The organism is Streptomyces xantholiticus (assembly GCF_014651015.1).
GTDB lineage: Bacteria > Actinomycetota > Actinomycetes > Streptomycetales > Streptomycetaceae > Streptomyces > Streptomyces xantholiticus.
This window is the reverse complement of sequence record NZ_BMWB01000004.1, coordinates 68,025-84,836: the sequence shown is the minus strand read 5'-3', so window position 1 is coordinate 84,836 and position 16,812 is coordinate 68,025. Positions and strand designations below refer to the sequence as shown.

At 71.9% G+C, this 16,812-nt stretch carries 13 protein-coding genes; 11 read left to right on the top strand and 2 right to left on the bottom strand.

The genetic code is table 11. From position 1 onward, the window contains the following. Positions 1–9 precede the first annotated feature (9 nt). On the top strand, positions 10–2,154 hold the full coding sequence (locus IE198_RS08915; protein WP_189884534.1) for a primosomal protein N': 2,145 nt from the start codon (positions 10–12) through the stop codon (positions 2,152–2,154). Between the two features lie 522 nt (positions 2,155–2,676). Here the strand turns inward: IE198_RS08915 and IE198_RS08910 are convergent. Further along, positions 2,677–3,183 (bottom strand): hypothetical protein, encoded by a 507-nt coding sequence (locus tag IE198_RS08910; RefSeq protein WP_189884532.1) that lies wholly within the window; start codon positions 3,181–3,183, stop codon positions 2,677–2,679. Positions 3,184–3,382: 199 nt separating this feature from the next. On the opposite strand from IE198_RS08910, the gene fmt reads away from it, so the two are divergent. The 6 genes from fmt to IE198_RS08880 all read left to right on the top strand — a co-directional run bounded on the left by fmt (position 3,383) and on the right by IE198_RS08880 (position 10,423). Then, positions 3,383–4,327 carry a methionyl-tRNA formyltransferase gene (gene fmt / locus IE198_RS08905; protein ID WP_189884530.1) on the top strand — a complete coding sequence of 315 codons (945 nt, stop codon included), beginning with the start codon at positions 3,383–3,385 and terminating at the stop codon, positions 4,325–4,327. A 34-nt stretch (positions 4,328–4,361) separates the two neighbouring features. Then, complete coding sequence (locus IE198_RS08900; protein ID WP_189884528.1) at positions 4,362–5,795, top strand: RsmB/NOP family class I SAM-dependent RNA methyltransferase; 1,434 nt, start codon at positions 4,362–4,364, stop codon at positions 5,793–5,795. Between the two features lie 128 nt (positions 5,796–5,923). Continuing rightward, entirely contained in the window at positions 5,924–6,610 is a 687-nt protein-coding gene (gene rpe, locus IE198_RS08895; RefSeq protein WP_189884526.1) for a ribulose-phosphate 3-epimerase, read from the top strand. 110 nt (positions 6,611–6,720) lie between these two features. Next, positions 6,721–7,785 carry a sugar-binding transcriptional regulator gene (locus IE198_RS08890; RefSeq protein ID WP_189884524.1) on the top strand — a complete coding sequence of 355 codons (1,065 nt, stop codon included), beginning with the start codon at positions 6,721–6,723 and terminating at the stop codon, positions 7,783–7,785. 178 nt (positions 7,786–7,963) lie between these two features. Further along, positions 7,964–9,406, top strand: a complete 1,443-nt coding sequence (locus tag IE198_RS08885; RefSeq protein ID WP_189884522.1) for a GuaB1 family IMP dehydrogenase-related protein — start codon at positions 7,964–7,966, stop codon at positions 9,404–9,406. Positions 9,407–9,547: 141 nt separating this feature from the next. Beyond that, on the top strand, positions 9,548–10,423 hold the full coding sequence (locus IE198_RS08880; RefSeq protein ID WP_100106178.1) for an RNA polymerase sigma factor SigF: 876 nt from the start codon (positions 9,548–9,550) through the stop codon (positions 10,421–10,423). A 219-nt stretch (positions 10,424–10,642) separates the two neighbouring features. Here IE198_RS08880 and IE198_RS08875 read toward each other — a convergent pair whose 3' ends face one another. Further along, entirely contained in the window at positions 10,643–11,050 is a 408-nt protein-coding gene (locus IE198_RS08875) for an ATP-binding protein (protein WP_189884520.1), read from the bottom strand. Positions 11,051–11,498: 448 nt separating this feature from the next. Between IE198_RS08875 and IE198_RS08870 the strand changes: the two genes are divergently transcribed. The 4 genes from IE198_RS08870 (at position 11,499) to IE198_RS08855 (ending at position 16,804) form a co-directional block, all read left to right on the top strand. Further along, on the top strand, positions 11,499–12,953 hold the full coding sequence (locus tag IE198_RS08870; protein WP_189884518.1) for an amino acid permease: 1,455 nt from the start codon (positions 11,499–11,501) through the stop codon (positions 12,951–12,953). A gap of 92 nt (positions 12,954–13,045) precedes the next feature. Beyond that, complete coding sequence (locus tag IE198_RS08865; protein WP_100106174.1) at positions 13,046–13,498, top strand: Lrp/AsnC family transcriptional regulator; 453 nt, start codon at positions 13,046–13,048, stop codon at positions 13,496–13,498. A 759-nt stretch (positions 13,499–14,257) separates the two neighbouring features. Then, positions 14,258–15,052 carry a carbon-nitrogen hydrolase family protein gene (locus IE198_RS08860; RefSeq protein WP_189884516.1) on the top strand — a complete coding sequence of 265 codons (795 nt, stop codon included), beginning with the start codon at positions 14,258–14,260 and terminating at the stop codon, positions 15,050–15,052. 57 nt (positions 15,053–15,109) lie between these two features. Further along, positions 15,110–16,804 carry a flavin monoamine oxidase family protein gene (locus IE198_RS08855; protein ID WP_189884514.1) on the top strand — a complete coding sequence of 565 codons (1,695 nt, stop codon included), beginning with the start codon at positions 15,110–15,112 and terminating at the stop codon, positions 16,802–16,804. Positions 16,805–16,812: the final 8 nt, after the last annotated feature.

Below are 16,812 nucleotides of genomic sequence, written 5' to 3'. Positions count from 1 at the left end.
GATCTTTCTGTGAGCAGCGAAGACAAGCAGCCCTCGGAGCCCGCCGGTGACGGGCCCGAGCAGCTTGCGCTCATCCGGGAGAGCGTCCGCAGGGCGAAGGTGCCCAAGGCCAAGCCGCGCACCTGGCGCGGGGCCGCTCTCGCAAAGGAGCTGCCCGTCGCCCGGGTCGTGGTCAACAAGGGCGTGCTCCACCTCGACCAGTTCTTCGACTACGCCGTCCCCGAGGAGCTCGACGCCGACGCCCGGCCGGGAGTGCGGGTGCGGGTGCGCTTCGGCGCCGGAGCGCACCGGGTCCGCGAAGGGCGCCGCGAGGGCGGCGGACTCATCGACGGCTTCCTCGTCGAGCGCCGTGCCGAGTCCGACTACTCGGGCGCGCTCGCCGCACTCGCCTACGTCGTCTCGCCCGAGCCGGTGCTCAGCCCGGAGATCCTTGCCCTTGCCCGCGCGGTCGCCGACCGCTACGCGGGAAGCCTCGCCGACGTGCTGCAGCTCGCCGTACCGCCCAGGAACGGCCGCGCCGAGGCCAAACCCTCGCCCGAGCCCCTGCCACCGCCCCCCGCGCCCGCCGCCGGCACCTGGGAGCGGTACGGACGCGGCCCTGCCTTCATCGAGTCCCTCGCGGCCGGCGGTGCCCCACGTGCCGTGTGGACCGCGTTGCCCGGGCCGCACTGGCCCGACGAACTGGCCCGCGCCGTTGCAGCCACCCTCGCCTCCGGTCGGGGCGCGCTCGTGGTCGTTCCCGACGGGAGGCGCGCCGCCCGGGTCGACACCGCGCTCACCGCGCTGCTCGGCGAGGGACACCACGCCCTGCTGACCGCCGAGTCCGGGCCGGAGAAGCGGTACCGTCAGTGGCTCGCCGTGCGGCGTGGGTCCGTCCGCGCGGTCGTGGGGACCAGGGCGGCGATGTTCGCGCCCGTGCAGGACCTTGGGCTCGTTGCCGTCTGGGACGACGGGGACTCCAGCCACAGCGACGACAACGCCCCCTTCCCGCACGTCCGCGAAGTCCTCGAGCTGCGGGCCACCCACGACACGTGCGCCTTCCTGCTGGGCAGCACGAGCTGCACCGTCGAGGCCGCCCAACTCGTGGAGAGCGGCTGGGCGGCGCCCCTCGTCGCCGACCGGTCACAGGTCCGGGCCCTGGCACCCCTGGTGCGGACCGTCGGCGACCACGACCTGGCCCGCGACGAGGCCGCCAGAGCGGCCCGCCTGCCGAGCATCGCCTGGCAGGCCGTCCGGGAGGGGCTGGCGCACGGGCCGGTGCTCGTCCAGGTGCCGCGGCGCGGCTACGCACCCAGGCTCGCCTGCGAGCGCTGCCGCACGCCCGCCCGCTGCCGCCACTGCGCCGGCCCCCTCGAAGCGCCCGACGAACGCGATCTGCGGTGCGGCTGGTGCGGACGCGACGAAGCCGCATGGCACTGCGCCGCCTGCGGGTCGGTACGGCTGAGGGCCCGGATCGTGGGCGCCCGGCGCACGGCCGAGGAACTCGGCCGTGCGTTCCCGGCCGTACCGGTACGGACCTCGGGGCGAGACCACATCCTCGACTCGGTGCCGTCGCGGCCCGCGCTCGTCGTCTCCACGCCCGGCGCCGAACCCGTCGCCGACGGCGGATACGCGGCCGCACTCCTCCTCGACGGCTGGGCCATGCTCGGCCGCCCCGACCTGCGGGCCGGCGAGGAGGCGCTGCGCCGCTGGATAGCGGCGGGCGCGCTGGTACGGCCGCAGACGGAAGGCGGCGTGGTGGTCGTCGTCGCGGAACCGACGCTGCGTCCCGTCCAGGCACTGGTGCGCTGGGATCCGGTCGGGCACGCGCTGCGGGAACTCGCGGAGAGGGCCGAGCTCGGGTTCCCGCCGGTCTCGCGTATGGCGGAGGTGGCGGGGCGCGTCTCCACCGTGACCGCGTTCCTCGCGGGGGCCGAGCTTCCGGAAGAGGCGGAGGTACTGGGCCCGGTGCCCCTGCCGTCGGCGGGGCCCGGACGGGCGCGCAGGCCGGGGGAGCCGCCGGTGGGGGAGCAGTGGGAGCGGGCACTGGTCCGGGTGCCGCCGGGGAGAGGCGCGGCGCTGGCCGCCGCGCTGAAGTCCATCCAGGCGACCCGCCTGGCCCGGGGCGGCCCGGCGCAGATCCGCCTCCGTGTCGACCCGCCTGACATCGGCTGACGGATGCGTCCCGGGGTGCTCCGGGAGGGCGGTGCGCGCCGTGCCGGTCCGCTGCGCGGGCTTGTTCCCCGACGCCGCCCCAACCCTGCGCCTGGCGGCGTGGGTGTACCCCCATACCGGAACCGGGGCTGCGCCCAGTCCCGGTACCGCCTTGGGCGGGGGCCTCGACCTCCCCGAGGCGGTACGTCCGCGGACAGGCTGAGCTGCCGCCGCGCGGACGACCCAAGCCCCTTCGCACCCCGACTCCAGCACCGTCGGGGTGCCTCCCACACCCAGCGCGGCGACGGTTCCAGGCGCGGGGTCCGGCGCGGAGCCCCCGAAACACCCCGGCCCGGCACCAGGGCCCGGGCGTGTCCCGGGGCTTGCCCTGCGACGGAGCCGCACATCGCCGCAGCGGGGGCACGCTCGCAGACGTGACCCGGTCCGCCAGCCGCGACGGCGCGTCAGCCATGGTCGGTACGGCCGGGAAAGCCGGGCCACGCCCGCAGACGTGACCCGGTCCGCCGCCCGCCCGAGGGCGCGTCAGCCGTTGCGCGGACCAGGGAACGCCCCGGGGCGCGTGTCCGTCGACTGGGGCGGCATCGAGCGGGCCATCGGGACCGCGGCCAGACCCGGCGCGGGGAGTGTGCGGGTCGGCGCTGGGGCTTCGGCCTCGGCCGGCGGGGTGGCAGCCGCGGACGCCTGCCGACGCGACCCGTACCGGCGGTGCACCGCCTGCTTGGTGACCCCGAGCGCCGATCCGACCGCGTCCCAGGAGAAGCCCAGGGAGCGGTCGAAGTCCACGGCCGCGGTCACGAGTGTCTCGACGCTGTCCCGCAGCTCCTGGGCGAGGCGGACGGTCGGGGCGGGCGCCCTGCCGTAGACGACGAAGCCCGTGGAGGGGCCGGAGCGGCGCGGGCGGTAGACGTTCCCCAGCTGGGCGGTGAGCGTGCGCAACGCGTCCACCTGCCGGCGGACCCGCTCGATGTCCCGCACCAACAGGTGCAGACTGGCCCGGGCTTGGGCGTCGTGGGTTGCGTTGTCGGCCATGGACAAGCCTCTCGAACCGGCGATTAAAAGGGTCAATCTCTCTTGACCAACGCGTCGGCGGCCGGTCTGGTCACGCTTCGGGGCGTATGCGTATATGCGCGGGGCGCACGGCCTCCCGTACGCCCCCTGTGGCCAGGGCTCATAGACTGGTGTGCTGCTCGTCACCGCACGTACCAGTCTGAGAGGCAGTCAGCCGCCGATGAAGCTCGTCTTCGCAGGTACACCCGAGGTCGCCGTCCCCGCCCTGGACGCCCTGATCGCCTCCGACCGGCACGAGGTCGCCGCTGTCGTCACCCGGCCCGACGCGCCCGCGGGCCGCGGCCGGAGGCTGGTCGCCAGCCCCGTCGCGCAGCGCGCCGCCGACGCCGGGATCGAGGTGCTGAAGCCGGCGAAGCCGCGGGACGAGGAGTTCCTGGCGCGGCTGCGCGAGATCGGGCCGGACTGCTGCCCGGTCGTCGCCTACGGGGCGCTGCTGCCCAAGGTCGCTCTCGACGTGCCGGCGCGGGGCTGGGTGAATCTGCACTTCTCGCTGCTGCCGGCCTGGCGGGGCGCCGCTCCCGTGCAGCACTCGATCCTGGCCGGGGACGAGATGACCGGCGCGTCGACGTTCCGGATCGAGGAGGGGCTCGACTCCGGACCGGTGTACGGGGTGATCACCGAGCCTGTTCGCCCGACGGACACCAGCGGCGATCTGCTGACCCGGCTGGCGTTCGCCGGGTCCGGGCTGCTGGTGGCCACGATGGACGGTATCGAGGACGGCACGCTGCAGGCCGTGCCGCAGCCGGCGGACGGCGTCACCCTCGCGCCGAAGATCACCGTCGAGGACGCCCATGTCGACTGGTCCGCGCCCGCGCTCCGGGTCGACCGGGTCGTCCGGGGCTGCACGCCCGCTCCGGGCGCGTGGACGGCCTTCCGTGGCGAGCGGCTCAAGCTCATCCAGGTCGGGCTGCTGCCGGACCGCAAGGACCTGGAGGCCGGTGAGCTCGACTCGGGCAAGAACTATGTGCACGTCGGCACCGGCTCCCACGCCGTCGAGCTGCTGTGGGTGCAGCCGCAGGGCAAGAAGCCGATGCGGGCGGCGGACTGGGCGCGCGGCGTGCGGATCGCCCATGGCGAGCACGTCGGCGCACCGGCCGTAGGCTGAGAGGGATCAGCACTCTGAGAACGCGGAGCACCTTTTGAGTGAGCAGTCCCGTCACCGTCCCGCCAAGCCTTACCGCCGCCCCAAGAAGGACCCCGTGCGGATCCTCGCCTTCGAAGCGCTGCGGGCCGTCGACGAGAGGGACGCGTACGCCAACCTCGTCCTGCCGCCGCTGCTGAAGAAGGCGCGCGAGAAGGACGACTTCGACGGGCGGGACGCGGCGCTGGCGACGGAGCTGGTGTACGGGACGCTGCGCCGCCAGGGCACCTACGACGCGATCATCGCGGCCTGCATCGACCGCCCGCTGCGCGAGGTCGACCCGCCCGTGCTGGACGTCCTCGCGCTCGGTGCGCACCAGTTGCTGGGCACGCGCATCCCGACCCACGCGGCGGTCTCCGCGAGCGTGGAGCTGGCGCGGGTGGTGCTCGGCGACGGGCGCGCGAAATTCGTGAACGCCGTGCTCCGCAAGATCTCGCAGCACGACCTGGACGCCTGGCTGGAGCGGGTCGCGCCGCCCTACGAGGAGGACGCGGAGGACCACCTCGCGGTCGTCCATTCGCATCCCCGGTGGGTCGTCTCCGCGCTGTGGGACTCGCTCGGCGGAGGCCGCGCCGACGTGGAGGACCTGCTGGAGGCCGACAACGAACGCCCGGAGGTGACGCTCGTCGCGCGGCCGGGACGTTCGACCACCGCCGAGCTGCTGGATGTGCTCGGCGAGGACTCCGCGCTGCCCGGCCGCTGGTCCCCGTACGCGGTCCGGCTCATCGAGGGCGGCGAGCCCGGGGCCATCGAGGCCGTACGGGAGGGGCGGGCCGGCGTGCAGGACGAGGGCAGCCAGCTCGTGGCGGTGGCCCTCGCGAACGCGCCGCTGGCAGGCAGCGACGAGCGGTGGCTCGACGGCTGCGCCGGACCGGGCGGCAAGGCGGCACTGCTCGGCGCCCTGGCGGCCGAGCGGGGCGCTTCCCTGCTGGCCTCGGAGAAGCAGCCGCACCGCGCCCGGCTGGTCGAGCGGGCGCTGGCCGGCAACCCCGGCCCGTACCAGGTGATCGCGGCCGACGGCACGCGCCCGCCATGGCGCGAGGGCGCCTTCGACCGGGTCCTCGTCGACGTCCCGTGCTCGGGCCTCGGCGCGCTCCGACGCCGGCCCGAGGCCCGCTGGCGCCGCCGCCCCGAGGACCTGGAGGGCTTCGCGCCACTCCAACGCGGGCTGCTGCGCGAGGCGTTGAAGGCCGTCCGGGTCGGCGGCGTGGTCGGCTACGCGACCTGCTCGCCGCACCTCGCCGAGACTCGGATCGTCGTGGACGACGTGCTCCGTGGCCGCGGCGGCCCGGCCGCCCGGGCCGAGTGGGTGGACGCGCGTCCGCTGATGCCCGGCGTTCCGGCGCTCGGAGACGGTCCCGACGTACAGCTGTGGCCGCATCTGCACGGCACGGACGCGATGTATCTGGCGCTGCTGCGCCGCACCGCGTAGGCGCCGGCCTCCCAGGGAGGACCGAATCGCCGGGATTGTGGCGGACTGGGTAGGTCCGGTGCTCCCTCGTCCGTACCGAGTGCCGTCCCGGGGAGGGGAAGTGGCCGAGGACGTGGCAGTCTTGGCGCATGGCCGTTCAGATCAATCCCAGCATTCTCTCCGCGGACTTCTCCCGCCTGGCGGAAGAGGCCAAGGCCGTCGAGGGCGCCGACTGGCTCCACGTCGACGTCATGGACAACCACTTCGTGCCCAATCTCACCCTGGGCGTGCCGATCGTGGAGTCGCTCGCCAAGGCGACGGAGACCCCGCTGGACTGCCATCTGATGATCGAGGACCCCGACCGCTGGGCCCCTCAGTACGTCGAGGCGGGCGCGGGGTCCGTCACCTTCCATGTCGAGGCCGCCGCGGCGCCCGTGCGCCTGGCGCGCGAGATCCGGGCGAAGGGCGCACGGGCCTCCATGGCGCTCAAGCCGGCCACCCCGATCGAGCCGTACGAGGACCTGCTTCCCGAGCTCGACATGCTTCTGGTCATGACCGTGGAACCGGGCTTCGGCGGCCAGGCGTTCCTCGACATCATGCTGCCGAAGATCCGCCGCACCCGTGAGCTCATCTCCAAGCACGGCCTCCAGCTGTGGCTGCAGGTGGACGGCGGGGTGTCGGCGTCGACCATCGAGCGGTGTGCGGAGGCGGGCGCCGACGTGTTCGTGGCGGGTTCCGCGGTCTACGGCGCGGATGATCCGGCGGCGGCGGTGCGGATGCTGCGTGACCGGGCGGCGGCGGTGACCGCCTCGGCGCCCTGGGCGTGCGCCCACTGAGGCACGGCGGTGCCTGTTCAACCGATGTTGGCCCAGCGGGGCTGATCAAGAAGGGACGGATCTGACAGGATGGCGGATCCGGAGTGTGTACAGCGGTAAGTGTGTACGGCATGAACAGCAGTGAGGAGATCGCGGTGTCTGCTAGGTCGGCGGGACGGTCTGCCCTGCGGATGGGGCCCGCTGAGCTTGTGCAGGCGGCGGCCATGGCCCGCCGCTTCTACCTCGAGGGCAAGTCCAAGATCCAGATCGCGGAGGAGTTCGGCGTCAGCCGTTTCAAGGTCGCGAGGGTCCTGGAGACCGCGCTCGAGCGTGATCTCGTCCGCATCGAGATCCGCGTCCCCGCTGAACTGGACGCGGAGCGCTCCGACGCGCTGCGCGCACACTACGGCCTGCGGCACGCTGTCGTCGTCGAGTCCCCTGCCGAGGGCGGGGACGAGTCGCCCGACCCGGAGAACCTGGGCGAGGTCGCCGCGGACCTGCTCGGTGAGCTCGTGGCCGAGGGCGACGTGCTGGGCCTGGCCTGGGGCCGCTCCACCATCCACATGGCCGCCGCCCTCGACCGGCTGCCGCCATGTACCGTCGTCCAGCTCACCGGCGTCTACGACGCGGGCACCGCCGAGCGCGGCTCGGTCGAGGCGGTACGAAGAGCGGCCCAGGTGTCGGGCGGCGAGGCCCACCCCATCTACGCCCCGATGCTGCTGCCCGACCCCGCGACCGCTGCGGCGCTGCGCCACCAGACGGGCATCGCGCGGGCCTTCGAGTACTTCGACAAGGTCACCGTCGCCTGTGTGTCGATCGGCTCGTGGGAGCCCGGCATCTCCACCGTCCACGACATGCTCTCCGACGAGGAACGCGCCCACTACGCCTCGCTCGGCGTGGCCGCCGAGATGTCCGCGCACCTCTTCGACACCCAGGGCCGCCGCGTCGGCCGCGACCTCGGCGAGCGGTGCATCACCGTCGAGGCCGACCGACTGCGCCGTATCCCCGAGGTCGTCGCCATCGCGGGCGGCCCCCGCAAGGCGGAGGCGATCGGTGCGGTGCTCCGCTCCGGCCTGGTCACCAGCCTGGTGACGGACACCGCGGCGGCCGACCTGCTGCTCAACGCGGCTCCCAACCCGCGCCCGGCGCTGGAACGGGCGGACCCTGACGACCAGGGCATCGCCTCCGGCCGTTAGGGGACGGACCGGCCCTCCTGGCCCGACGCTCTCGTGTGATCCTACCAAGCCACCCCTTCTGACCTGGACGATTGTCCCGCGCGGGTCAGGGGTGTCGGCATGGGAGAATGAAGTACGTGCGTTTTCCTCCGGCCGCATCGTCGGGGGGCCGACTCCGATCGACTGGGATGTTAAGCACGTGCGTTTCCTCAATGACATCAAGCCGCCGTACGACCTCACCTACGACGATGTGTTCATGGTGCCGAGCCGCTCGGCGGTCGGCTCGCGGCAGGGCGTGGACCTCTCCTCCCCGGACGGGACCGGCACCACCGTGCCGCTGGTCGTGGCCAACATGACGGCCATCGCCGGCCGCCGGATGGCCGAGACCGTCGCCCGGCGCGGCGGCCTCGTCGTCATTCCCCAGGACATCCCGATCGAGGTCGTCACCGACGTCATCTCCTGGGTGAAGACCCGCCACCACGTGCTGGACACCCCGATCGTCCTGGTCCCCCACCAGACCGTCGCCGACGCGCTGTCCCTGCTGCCCAAGCGGGCGCACGGCGCCGGTGTGGTCGTGGACGAGGACCGGCGTCCCGTCGGCATCGTCACCGACCACGACCTGGCCGGGGTCGACCGCTTCACGCAGCTGTCCGAGGTCATGTCGAAGGACCTGCTGCTGCTCGACGCGGACATCGACCCGCGCGAGGCGTTCAACACCCTCGACGGTGCCAACCGGCGCTATGCGCCCGCCGTCGACGGCGAGGGCAGGCTCGCCGGTGTGCTCACCCGCAAGGGCGCGCTGCGCGCGACCCTCTACACGCCCGCGGTCGACGCCAAGGGCAGGCTGCGCATCGCCGCCGCCGTCGGCATCAACGGCGATGTGGCGGGCAAGGCCAAGCAGCTCCTCGACGCCGGTGTCGACACGCTCGTCGTCGACACCGCCCACGGCCACCAGGAGTCGATGATCAACGCGGTCAAGGCCGTGCGGGCGCTCGACCCCCAGGTGCCGATCGTCGCGGGGAACATCGTCGCCGCCGAGGGTGTGCGGGACCTGATCGAGGCCGGCGCCGACATCGTGAAGGTCGGGGTCGGTCCCGGCGCCATGTGCACCACGCGCATGATGACGGGCGTCGGCCGCCCGCAGTTCTCGGCCGTCCTGGAATGCTCCGCGGAGGCCAGGAAGTTCGGCAAACACGTCTGGGCGGACGGCGGTGTCCGCCACCCGCGCGACGTGGCGATGGCGTTGGCCGCCGGCGCGTCCAACGTCATGATCGGATCGTGGTTCGCCGGGACGTACGAGTCCCCCGGCGACCTCCAGCAGGCCGCCGACGGCCGGCTGTACAAGGAGTCCTTCGGCATGGCCTCCGCGCGAGCCGTGCGCAACCGCACCAGCGAGGAGTCCGCGTACGACCGGGCCCGCAAGGGCCTGTTCGAGGAAGGCATCTCGCACTCGCGGATGTTCCTCGACCCGGCCCGGCCGGGCGTGGAGGACCTGATCGACTCGATCATCGCGGGCGTCCGTTCCTCGTGCACGTACTCCGGAGCGGGTTCGCTCGAGGAGTTCGCCGAGAACGCGATCGTCGGCATCCAGAGCGCCGCCGGTTACGCGGAGGGCAAGCCGCTGCACGCCAGCTGGAACTGACCCGCAGTCATGTCGTCCGGCCCTCCACGGACGTGGAGGGCCGGACCTTCTCGTTTTCGTTCAACTGCACTTCGTACGCATGCCTCTGGGGAACGGGGGTAAGCGCCCCTTCGCACTGACATCGGAGAAGGGGAGGACGAAGTGTCCACGGCGAGCACGGTCCCGACCGAACTCACGCAGCCCGGAGTGCAGCGCCCGGACGTGGTGGCGCTGGATCTTCCGGACGTGCAGAACCCGGGGGAGGTTGCACCCAAGGACGCACGTGAGATATCGAAGGTCTTCTTCGTGAGGCTGGCCTCCCTCGAGGAGGGCACTCACGAGTACCAGTACGTGCGCAACACTCTGATCGAGCTCAACCTGGCCCTGGTGAAGTACGCCGCGGGCCGCTTCCGCAACCGCGCGGAGCAGATGGAGGACATCGTCCAGGTCGGCACCATCGGCCTGATCAAGGCGATCGACCGGTTCGAGCTGAGTCGCGAGGTGGAGTTCGCCACGTTCGCCGTCCCGTACATCGTCGGTGAGATCAAGCGGTTCTTCCGTGACACCAGCTGGGCGGTGCATGTGCCGCGTCGGCTCCAGGAGCTGCGGATCGACCTCGCCAAGGCCGTCGACGAGCTGTCCCAGAAGCTGGACCACACACCCACCACCGCGGAACTCGCGGAGCACCTCGGCTTGGACGAGGAAGAGGTCATCGAGGGCGTGGTCGCGAGCAACGGCTACACGGCCGGTTCCATCGACATGCCCATGGACGACGCGTCCGACCATGCGGCAGTACCGCTGTCCGACCGCCTGGGCGCACCGGATGCCGAACTGGAGACGGCCGAGAACGTGCAGGCACTCAAGCCGCTGATTGAGGAGCTCGACGACCGCGACCGGCGGATCCTGCAGATGCGGTTCGGCGAGGAGATGACGCAGTCGGAGATCGGCGAGGAGCTCGGCGTGTCCCAGATGCATGTCTCCCGGCTGCTCTCGCGGATCACCGGGCGGCTGCGTGAAGGGCTGCTCGCGGTGGAGTGACGGGGCGGCCCCGCCAGGCCCCGAGCACATCGAGGGACCGACGCCCCCACGGGCAGAAGCGGCGTCCTGCGTTTGTCAGGACGCCGCTTCTGCGTCCGCCGGGCGGTTCGGCGGGTGGCCGGCCCGGTCCCGGGCGCGGGCGTCACCTGCTTCGTCGGCGGAGCCGCGGTCCTGTGGCTGCCGGACCCCGGAGCGCGTGGAGCCCTCCGTTGTGCGTTCTCAGCGGCCGGCGGGGGCCGGAACCGGGCGCACCCAGATGGCGTGGATGCTCTTGCCGTAGGGGAGCCGACGGACCTCGACCCGGCCGGCGAGGCGCTGCACCATGTGCCAGCCGAATCCGCCGCCGCCCGTGAAGTCCGGCTCGCGGGCGACCGGGGGCAGCGGGCTGGAGTCGTCCATCTGTACGACCAGGGTGTCGTGTCCGGCCGTCAGACGCAGCCGCCACCAGCCGGCAGTGTGGCGCACGGCGTTGGTGACGAGTTCGGAGACGACGAGTAGCACCGCGTCCGGGTCGGCCCAGGGGCAGTGCTGCAGCAGGAACTCCGCGGTGGCCGTACGGGCGCCCGCGCTGTGCCTGTTCTCCTCGTGCGGCGATTCCTCGATCACCACCTGCGGCTGTGCATTCATCACGGCTCGCTTACCCAGAAGTCGCCGATGTATCAACCCCGCGAACCGGCCGCATCTGTTTACCCGTGGAAGCATTGCGCTGCACATGCCAAACCCCGTACCTTGACCAGCCCTACGAGGTGCGCCCGCAGGCCCGTCGGAGCGCCGCGGCGGATCCCGAACTGCTGCGGGAGGTCGCGGCCCGGCTGAAGCGGCTGTGACCGCTCCCGTTCACCGGGGCGCAATGTTTCCCCGTGGCTCCTGCCAGGGCGCAACGATCGTCCGCCGATGCGCAACATCGATGCATTACGGCTGTGAGCAGCGGACTCGTAGGCTCGACCCCCGTACCAGGAGTGGCGGTGACCGTCTGCTCGGCGGTTCCCTCACCCATGCGCGGGCTTCCTCTGCCTGCTCGCGGGCCGCCGCGGGGCCGCCCCCCGTCGACCCGTAGCGATGAAGGAGCCCCGACGTGCTTGACCACGGCGCAGCGCCACCCACGACCGAGCCGTCGCCGGAGAAACCCCAGGGAACCGCTGCCCGCCTGATGCGGCGCAAGCCGGTGGAACGCCTCGTCGCGGAGGGCGGACAGGGCGAGGGTGGTGCGCTGCGCCGCTCGCTGTCCATGTGGCAACTGACGATGATCAGCATCGGCGCCACACTCGGCACCGGCATCTTCGTCGTCCTCGGCGAAGCCGTGCCCGAGGCGGGCCCCGCCGTCACCGTCTCGTTCGTCATCGCGGGCCTGACCGCGCTGTTCTCGGCGCTCTCGTACGCGGAGCTGGCGGGCACGATCCCGGTCTCCGGCTCCTCCTACTCGTACGCGTACGCCACCATGGGCGAACTCGTCGCCTGGGTCTGCGGCTGGTGCCTGATCCTCGAGTACGGGGTGTCGGTCGCCGCCGTGGCGGTGGGCTGGGGCGAGTACCTCAACGAACTGCTCGCCGGCACCATCGGCGTCACCATCCCCGACACGCTGTCCGCGCCGCCCGGCGACGGCGGGTTCTTCAATCTGCCCGCGCTGATCGTGGTGCTGCTCGCCATGGTCTTCCTGCTCGGCGGGGCCCGTGAGAGCGCCCGCGCGAACACCGTGATGGTCGTGGTCAAGATCGCCGCGCTGGTCCTCTTCTGCGCCGTCGGCGTCCAGGGCTTCCGCAGCGGCAACTACGAGAACTTCATGCCGCTCGGCATGGCCGGCGTCAGCGCAGCCGGAGCCTCACTGTTCTTCTCGTACATCGGCTTCGACGCCGCCTCCACGGCCGGCGAGGAGGCGAAGAACCCCCAGCGCGACCTGCCGCGCGCCATCATGCTGTCCCTGCTGATCGTCACCGCGCTCTACGTCCTGGTCGCGGCCGTCGCCGTCGGGGCCCGCCCCTGGAAGGGCTTCGGCGAGTCCGAGGCCGCGCTGGCCGGAATCATGGAGGACGTCACCGGCCAGAGCTTCTGGGCCGTGCTGCTCGCCGCGGGCGCCGTCATCGCCATCGCCAGTGTCGTGCTGACCGTGCTGTACGGGCAGACCCGCATCCTGTTCGCGATGTCCCGCGACGGCCTGGTGCCCAAGGTCTTCTCCCGAGTGCACAAGAAGACGGGCGCGCCGCGGGCCAACACCGTGATCGTCTCGCTGTTCTGCGGTGTACTCGCCGCCGCCGTTCCGCTCGGACGGCTGGCCGACGCCACCAGCATCGGCACGCTGTTCGCGTTCGCCCTGGTCAACGTGGCCGTCATCGTGCTGCGCCGGACACGGCCGGAGATGAAGCGGACCTTCCGGGTGCCGCTGTCGCCGTTGTTCCCGGTGGTCGGCTTCGGGTTCTGCGTGTGGATGATGTTCAGCCTCGACACCATCACGTGGATCGTGTTCGGGGTGTGGATGGCGGTGGGTCTCGCGGTCTACCTCGCCTACGGCATGCGCAGGTCCGCGCTGCGGTGACGTGTGAGGGCAACGTGCCCCGTATCGCTGATGGATACTGTCCAGACCGGGGAGCCCTTGCTCCCCGGCCCGGACCGAGCATGGTGTGAAAGTTGCTGAACGACCTCGACGAGCGCATCGTCCACGCCCTGGCGGAGGACGCCCGCCGCTCCTACGCCGACATCGGCGCGATCGTGGGACTCTCCGCCCCGGCGGTGAAACGGCGGGTGGACCGGCTGCGGGCGGAAGGCGCGATCACCGGTTTCACCGTACGTGTCGATCCCAAGGCGCTCGGCTGGGCGACCGAGGGTTTCATCGAGATCTACTGCAGCCGCAACACGTCGCCGGAGGCGATCGAGCGAGGCCTCAAGCGCTACCCGGAGATCGCGTCAGCGTCCACGGTCACCGGTGAGGCGGACGCGATCGTCCAGGTCTTCGCCTCCGACATGCGGCACTTCGAGCGCGTGCTCGAGCGGATCGCGGGGGAGCCGTTCGTGGAGCGTACGAAGTCCGTCCTCGTGCTGTCGCCGCTGCTGAGGCGGTTCTCGTCGGGGGCCCCGGCGTAACGCGAGGGGCCTCGCCGGGCGGTGCGTGCGAATCAGGGCTCCGCCCGGGCCTGGTGCCGCGCCGCTGGGCGCGGCACCAGGGGCTTCGCCCCGGGCGCGTTGTGCGCTGTGCGCGGCCTTGCTCCGCCGGATCCGTAACGGGCTCTGCTCGGGCCTGCTGCCGCGGCGCTCCCCGCGGCCCGGCCTTTCTCCTCCGTCCGCGCTGTGCGCGGCCTTGCTCCGCCCGATCCGTACCGGACTCCGCCCGGGCCTGGTGCCGCGCCCCGATCGGGATTCCGGGATCAACCCGGGCCCCGGGTACCGCGTCTCGCGCGGCATCGTGGGCTCCGCCCCGGACCCCGGTGGCGCGGACGCGGGCTGCCACGGCGGCGGCGGCCGCGGCCCGCGCTCTGCGCGCTCGACAGGGCATCCGGGCGGGCGTGATCCGCCGCCGAGTCGCAAACCGGGCCGCCGTGCGGCAGAACCTTCGCTTCGCGAAACCCGCTCCTTCCGGCCTTCCGGCGGGAGCGAGTGGGGGCGGAGTCCCGGGACAGGTCTGGCGTGCGGTGAACGGGTCCCGGCGGAGCCCGGTTCGGGGAGGGGCGGGGTGGGAGAAGGGCCGGAGGGGAAAATGGCCCGCAACGAATCGCCGGGCCTCACCCCGACGACGCAACGGATCCGCCATCCGCGCGCAACACTCGCGCCTTGTCCCGGCCGATCCCCGGACCGTACCGTCATATACGTCTCCCATCGACCCCACCGCCCCGCCCGAGGTCACCCATGCCCCTGCGCACCGCCCTGCTCCAGAGTTCCGGCCGACCGGGCTCGGTCGTCGAGAATCTGAAGGTGCTGGACGACGCCGCGGGCCGGGCGTCCGAGGCCGGAGCACGGCTGCTGGTCTGCCCCGAGCTGTTCCTGACCGGATACGCGATCGGGGACGACGTTCCGGCGCTTGCCGAGCCCGCGGACGGCCCCGGCGCCGCCGCCGTCGCCGAGATCGCCGTACGGCACGGCATCGCCGTGCACTACGGCTACCCGGAGAGGGCAGGCGAGGCGATCCACAACTCCGCCCAGTTGATCGACCCCACCGGCGCCCGCCTGGCCAACTACCGCAAGACGCATCTCTTCGGCCGCTTCGAGCTGCAGTGGTTCACCCCCGGCGACGAGCCCGTCGTCCAGGCCGAGCTCGACGGCATCCGCATCGGCATGCTGATCTGCTACGACGTCGAATTCCCGGAGAACGTGCGGGCCCACGCGCTGGCCGGCACCGACCTGCTGCTGGTGCCCACCGCGCTGATGCACCCCTTCCCCTTCGTGGCGGAGTCCCTCGTCCCGGTCCGGGCGTTCGAGAGCCAGCTCTACATCGCATACGCCAACCGGACCGGACACGAGGGCGAGTTCGAGTTCACCGGCCTCAGCTGCCTCGCGAGTCCCGACGGCACGGTGCGTACCCGTGCCGCGCGCGGTGAGGAGCTGGTGATCGGTGACGTCGACCCCGTACTGCTCGCTGCCTCCCGTGAGACCAACCCGTATCTGCGCGACCGCCGCCCCGGGCTGTACGGCTCCCTGAGCTGACGCCGCCGCCCCTGCCATTCCCGCTTCACTCAGTTCCGTGCAAGGAGTCCGTACCCCATGACGTCCACGGTGCCCACCACAGCCGTCCAGCACAGCGACGCGCAGCCGCCGATCACCATGTTCGGTCCGGACTTCCCGTACGCCTACGACGACTTCCTGGCCCACCCTGCGGGCCTCGGCCAGATACCGGCGACCGAGCACGGTGCCGAGGTCGCCGTCATCGGCGGCGGTCTCTCCGGCATCGTCGCCGCGTACGAGCTGATGAAGCTGGGTCTGAAGCCCGTCGTCTACGAGGCCGACCGGATCGGCGGCCGGCTGCGCACGGTCGGCTTCGAGGGCTGTGACGGTGAGCTGTCGGCGGAAATGGGCGCCATGCGCTTCCCGCCCTCGTCGACCGCGCTGCAGCACTACATCGATCTGGTGGGCCTGACCACCGCGCCGTTCCCCAACCCGCTCGCCCCCTCCACCCCGTCGACGGTCGTCGACCTCAAGGGCGAGTCGCACTACGCGGAGACCATCGACGACCTGCCGCAGGTCTACCGCGACGTGATGGACGCGTGGAACGCCTGCCTGGAGGAGGGTGCCGACTTCTCCGACATGAACCAGGCCATGCGCGAGCGGGACGTGCCCCGTATCCGCGAGATCTGGGCCAGGCTGGTGGAGAAGCTCGACAATCAGACCTTCTACGGCTTCCTCTGCGACTCCGAGGCCTTCAAGTCCTTCCGGCACCGGGAGATCTTCGGCCAGGTCGGCTTCGGCACCGGCGGCTGGGACACCGACTTCCCCAACTCCATCCTGGAGATCCTGCGGGTCGTCTACTCGGAGGCCGACGACCACCACCGCGGCATCGTCGAGGGCAGCCAGCAGCTGCCGCTGCGCCTGTGGGAGCGGGAGCCGCAGAAGATCGTCCACTGGCCGCTCGGCACCTCGCTGTCCTCGCTGCACGACGGCACCCCCCGCCCTGCGGTGACCCGCCTGGACCGCACGGCCGGCAACCGGATCACGGTCACCGACGCGTCCGGCGACATCCGCACCTACCGGGCGGCGATCTTCACGGCCCAGTCGTGGATGCTGCTCTCCAAGATCGCCTGCGACGACGCGCTGTTCCCCATCGACCACTGGACGGCGATGGAGCGTACCCACTACATGGAGTCGTCCAAGCTGTTCGTGCCGGTGGACCGGCCCTTCTGGCTGGACAAGGACGAGACGACCGGGCGGGACGTCATGTCGATGACGCTGACCGACCGGATGACCCGTGGCACGTATCTGCTGGACAACGGCCCGGACAAGCCCGCCGTGATCTGCCTGTCGTACACCTGGTGCGACGACAGCCTGAAGTGGCTGCCGCTGTCCGCCAACGAGCGGATGGAGGTCATGCTGAAGTCGCTCGGCGAGATCTACCCGAACGTCGACATCCGCAGCCACATCATCGGCAACCCGGTCACCGTGTCGTGGGAGAACGAGCCGTACTTCATGGGCGCGTTCAAGGCCAACCTGCCGGGCCACTACCGCTACCAGCGTCGGCTGTTCACCCACTTCATGCAGGACCGGCTGCCCGAGGACAAGCGCGGCATCTTCCTCGCCGGCGACGACATCTCCTGGACGGCCGGCTGGGCGGAGGGCGCGGTGCAGACCGCACTCAACGCCGTGTGGGGGGTGATGACCCACTTCGGCGGTGCGACCGACCCGTCGAACCCGGGGCCGGGCGACCGCTACGACGAGATCGCGCCGGTCGAGCTGCCCGAGGACTGATCGGGGCC

Coding starts and splice junctions, on each gene's coding strand:
- IE198_RS08910 (WP_189884532.1), bottom strand. CDS start 3,183: ATGGCCGACAACGCAACCCACGACGCCCAAGCCCGGGCCAGTCTGCAC.
- fmt (WP_189884530.1), top strand. CDS start 3,383: ATGAAGCTCGTCTTCGCAGGTACACCCGAGGTCGCCGTCCCCGCCCTG.
- rpe (WP_189884526.1), top strand. CDS start 5,924: ATGGCCGTTCAGATCAATCCCAGCATTCTCTCCGCGGACTTCTCCCGC.
- IE198_RS08890 (WP_189884524.1), top strand. CDS start 6,721: ATGAACAGCAGTGAGGAGATCGCGGTGTCTGCTAGGTCGGCGGGACGG.
- IE198_RS08875 (WP_189884520.1), bottom strand. CDS start 11,050: ATGAATGCACAGCCGCAGGTGGTGATCGAGGAATCGCCGCACGAGGAG.
- IE198_RS08860 (WP_189884516.1), top strand. CDS start 14,258: ATGCCCCTGCGCACCGCCCTGCTCCAGAGTTCCGGCCGACCGGGCTCG.
- IE198_RS08855 (WP_189884514.1), top strand. CDS start 15,110: ATGACGTCCACGGTGCCCACCACAGCCGTCCAGCACAGCGACGCGCAG.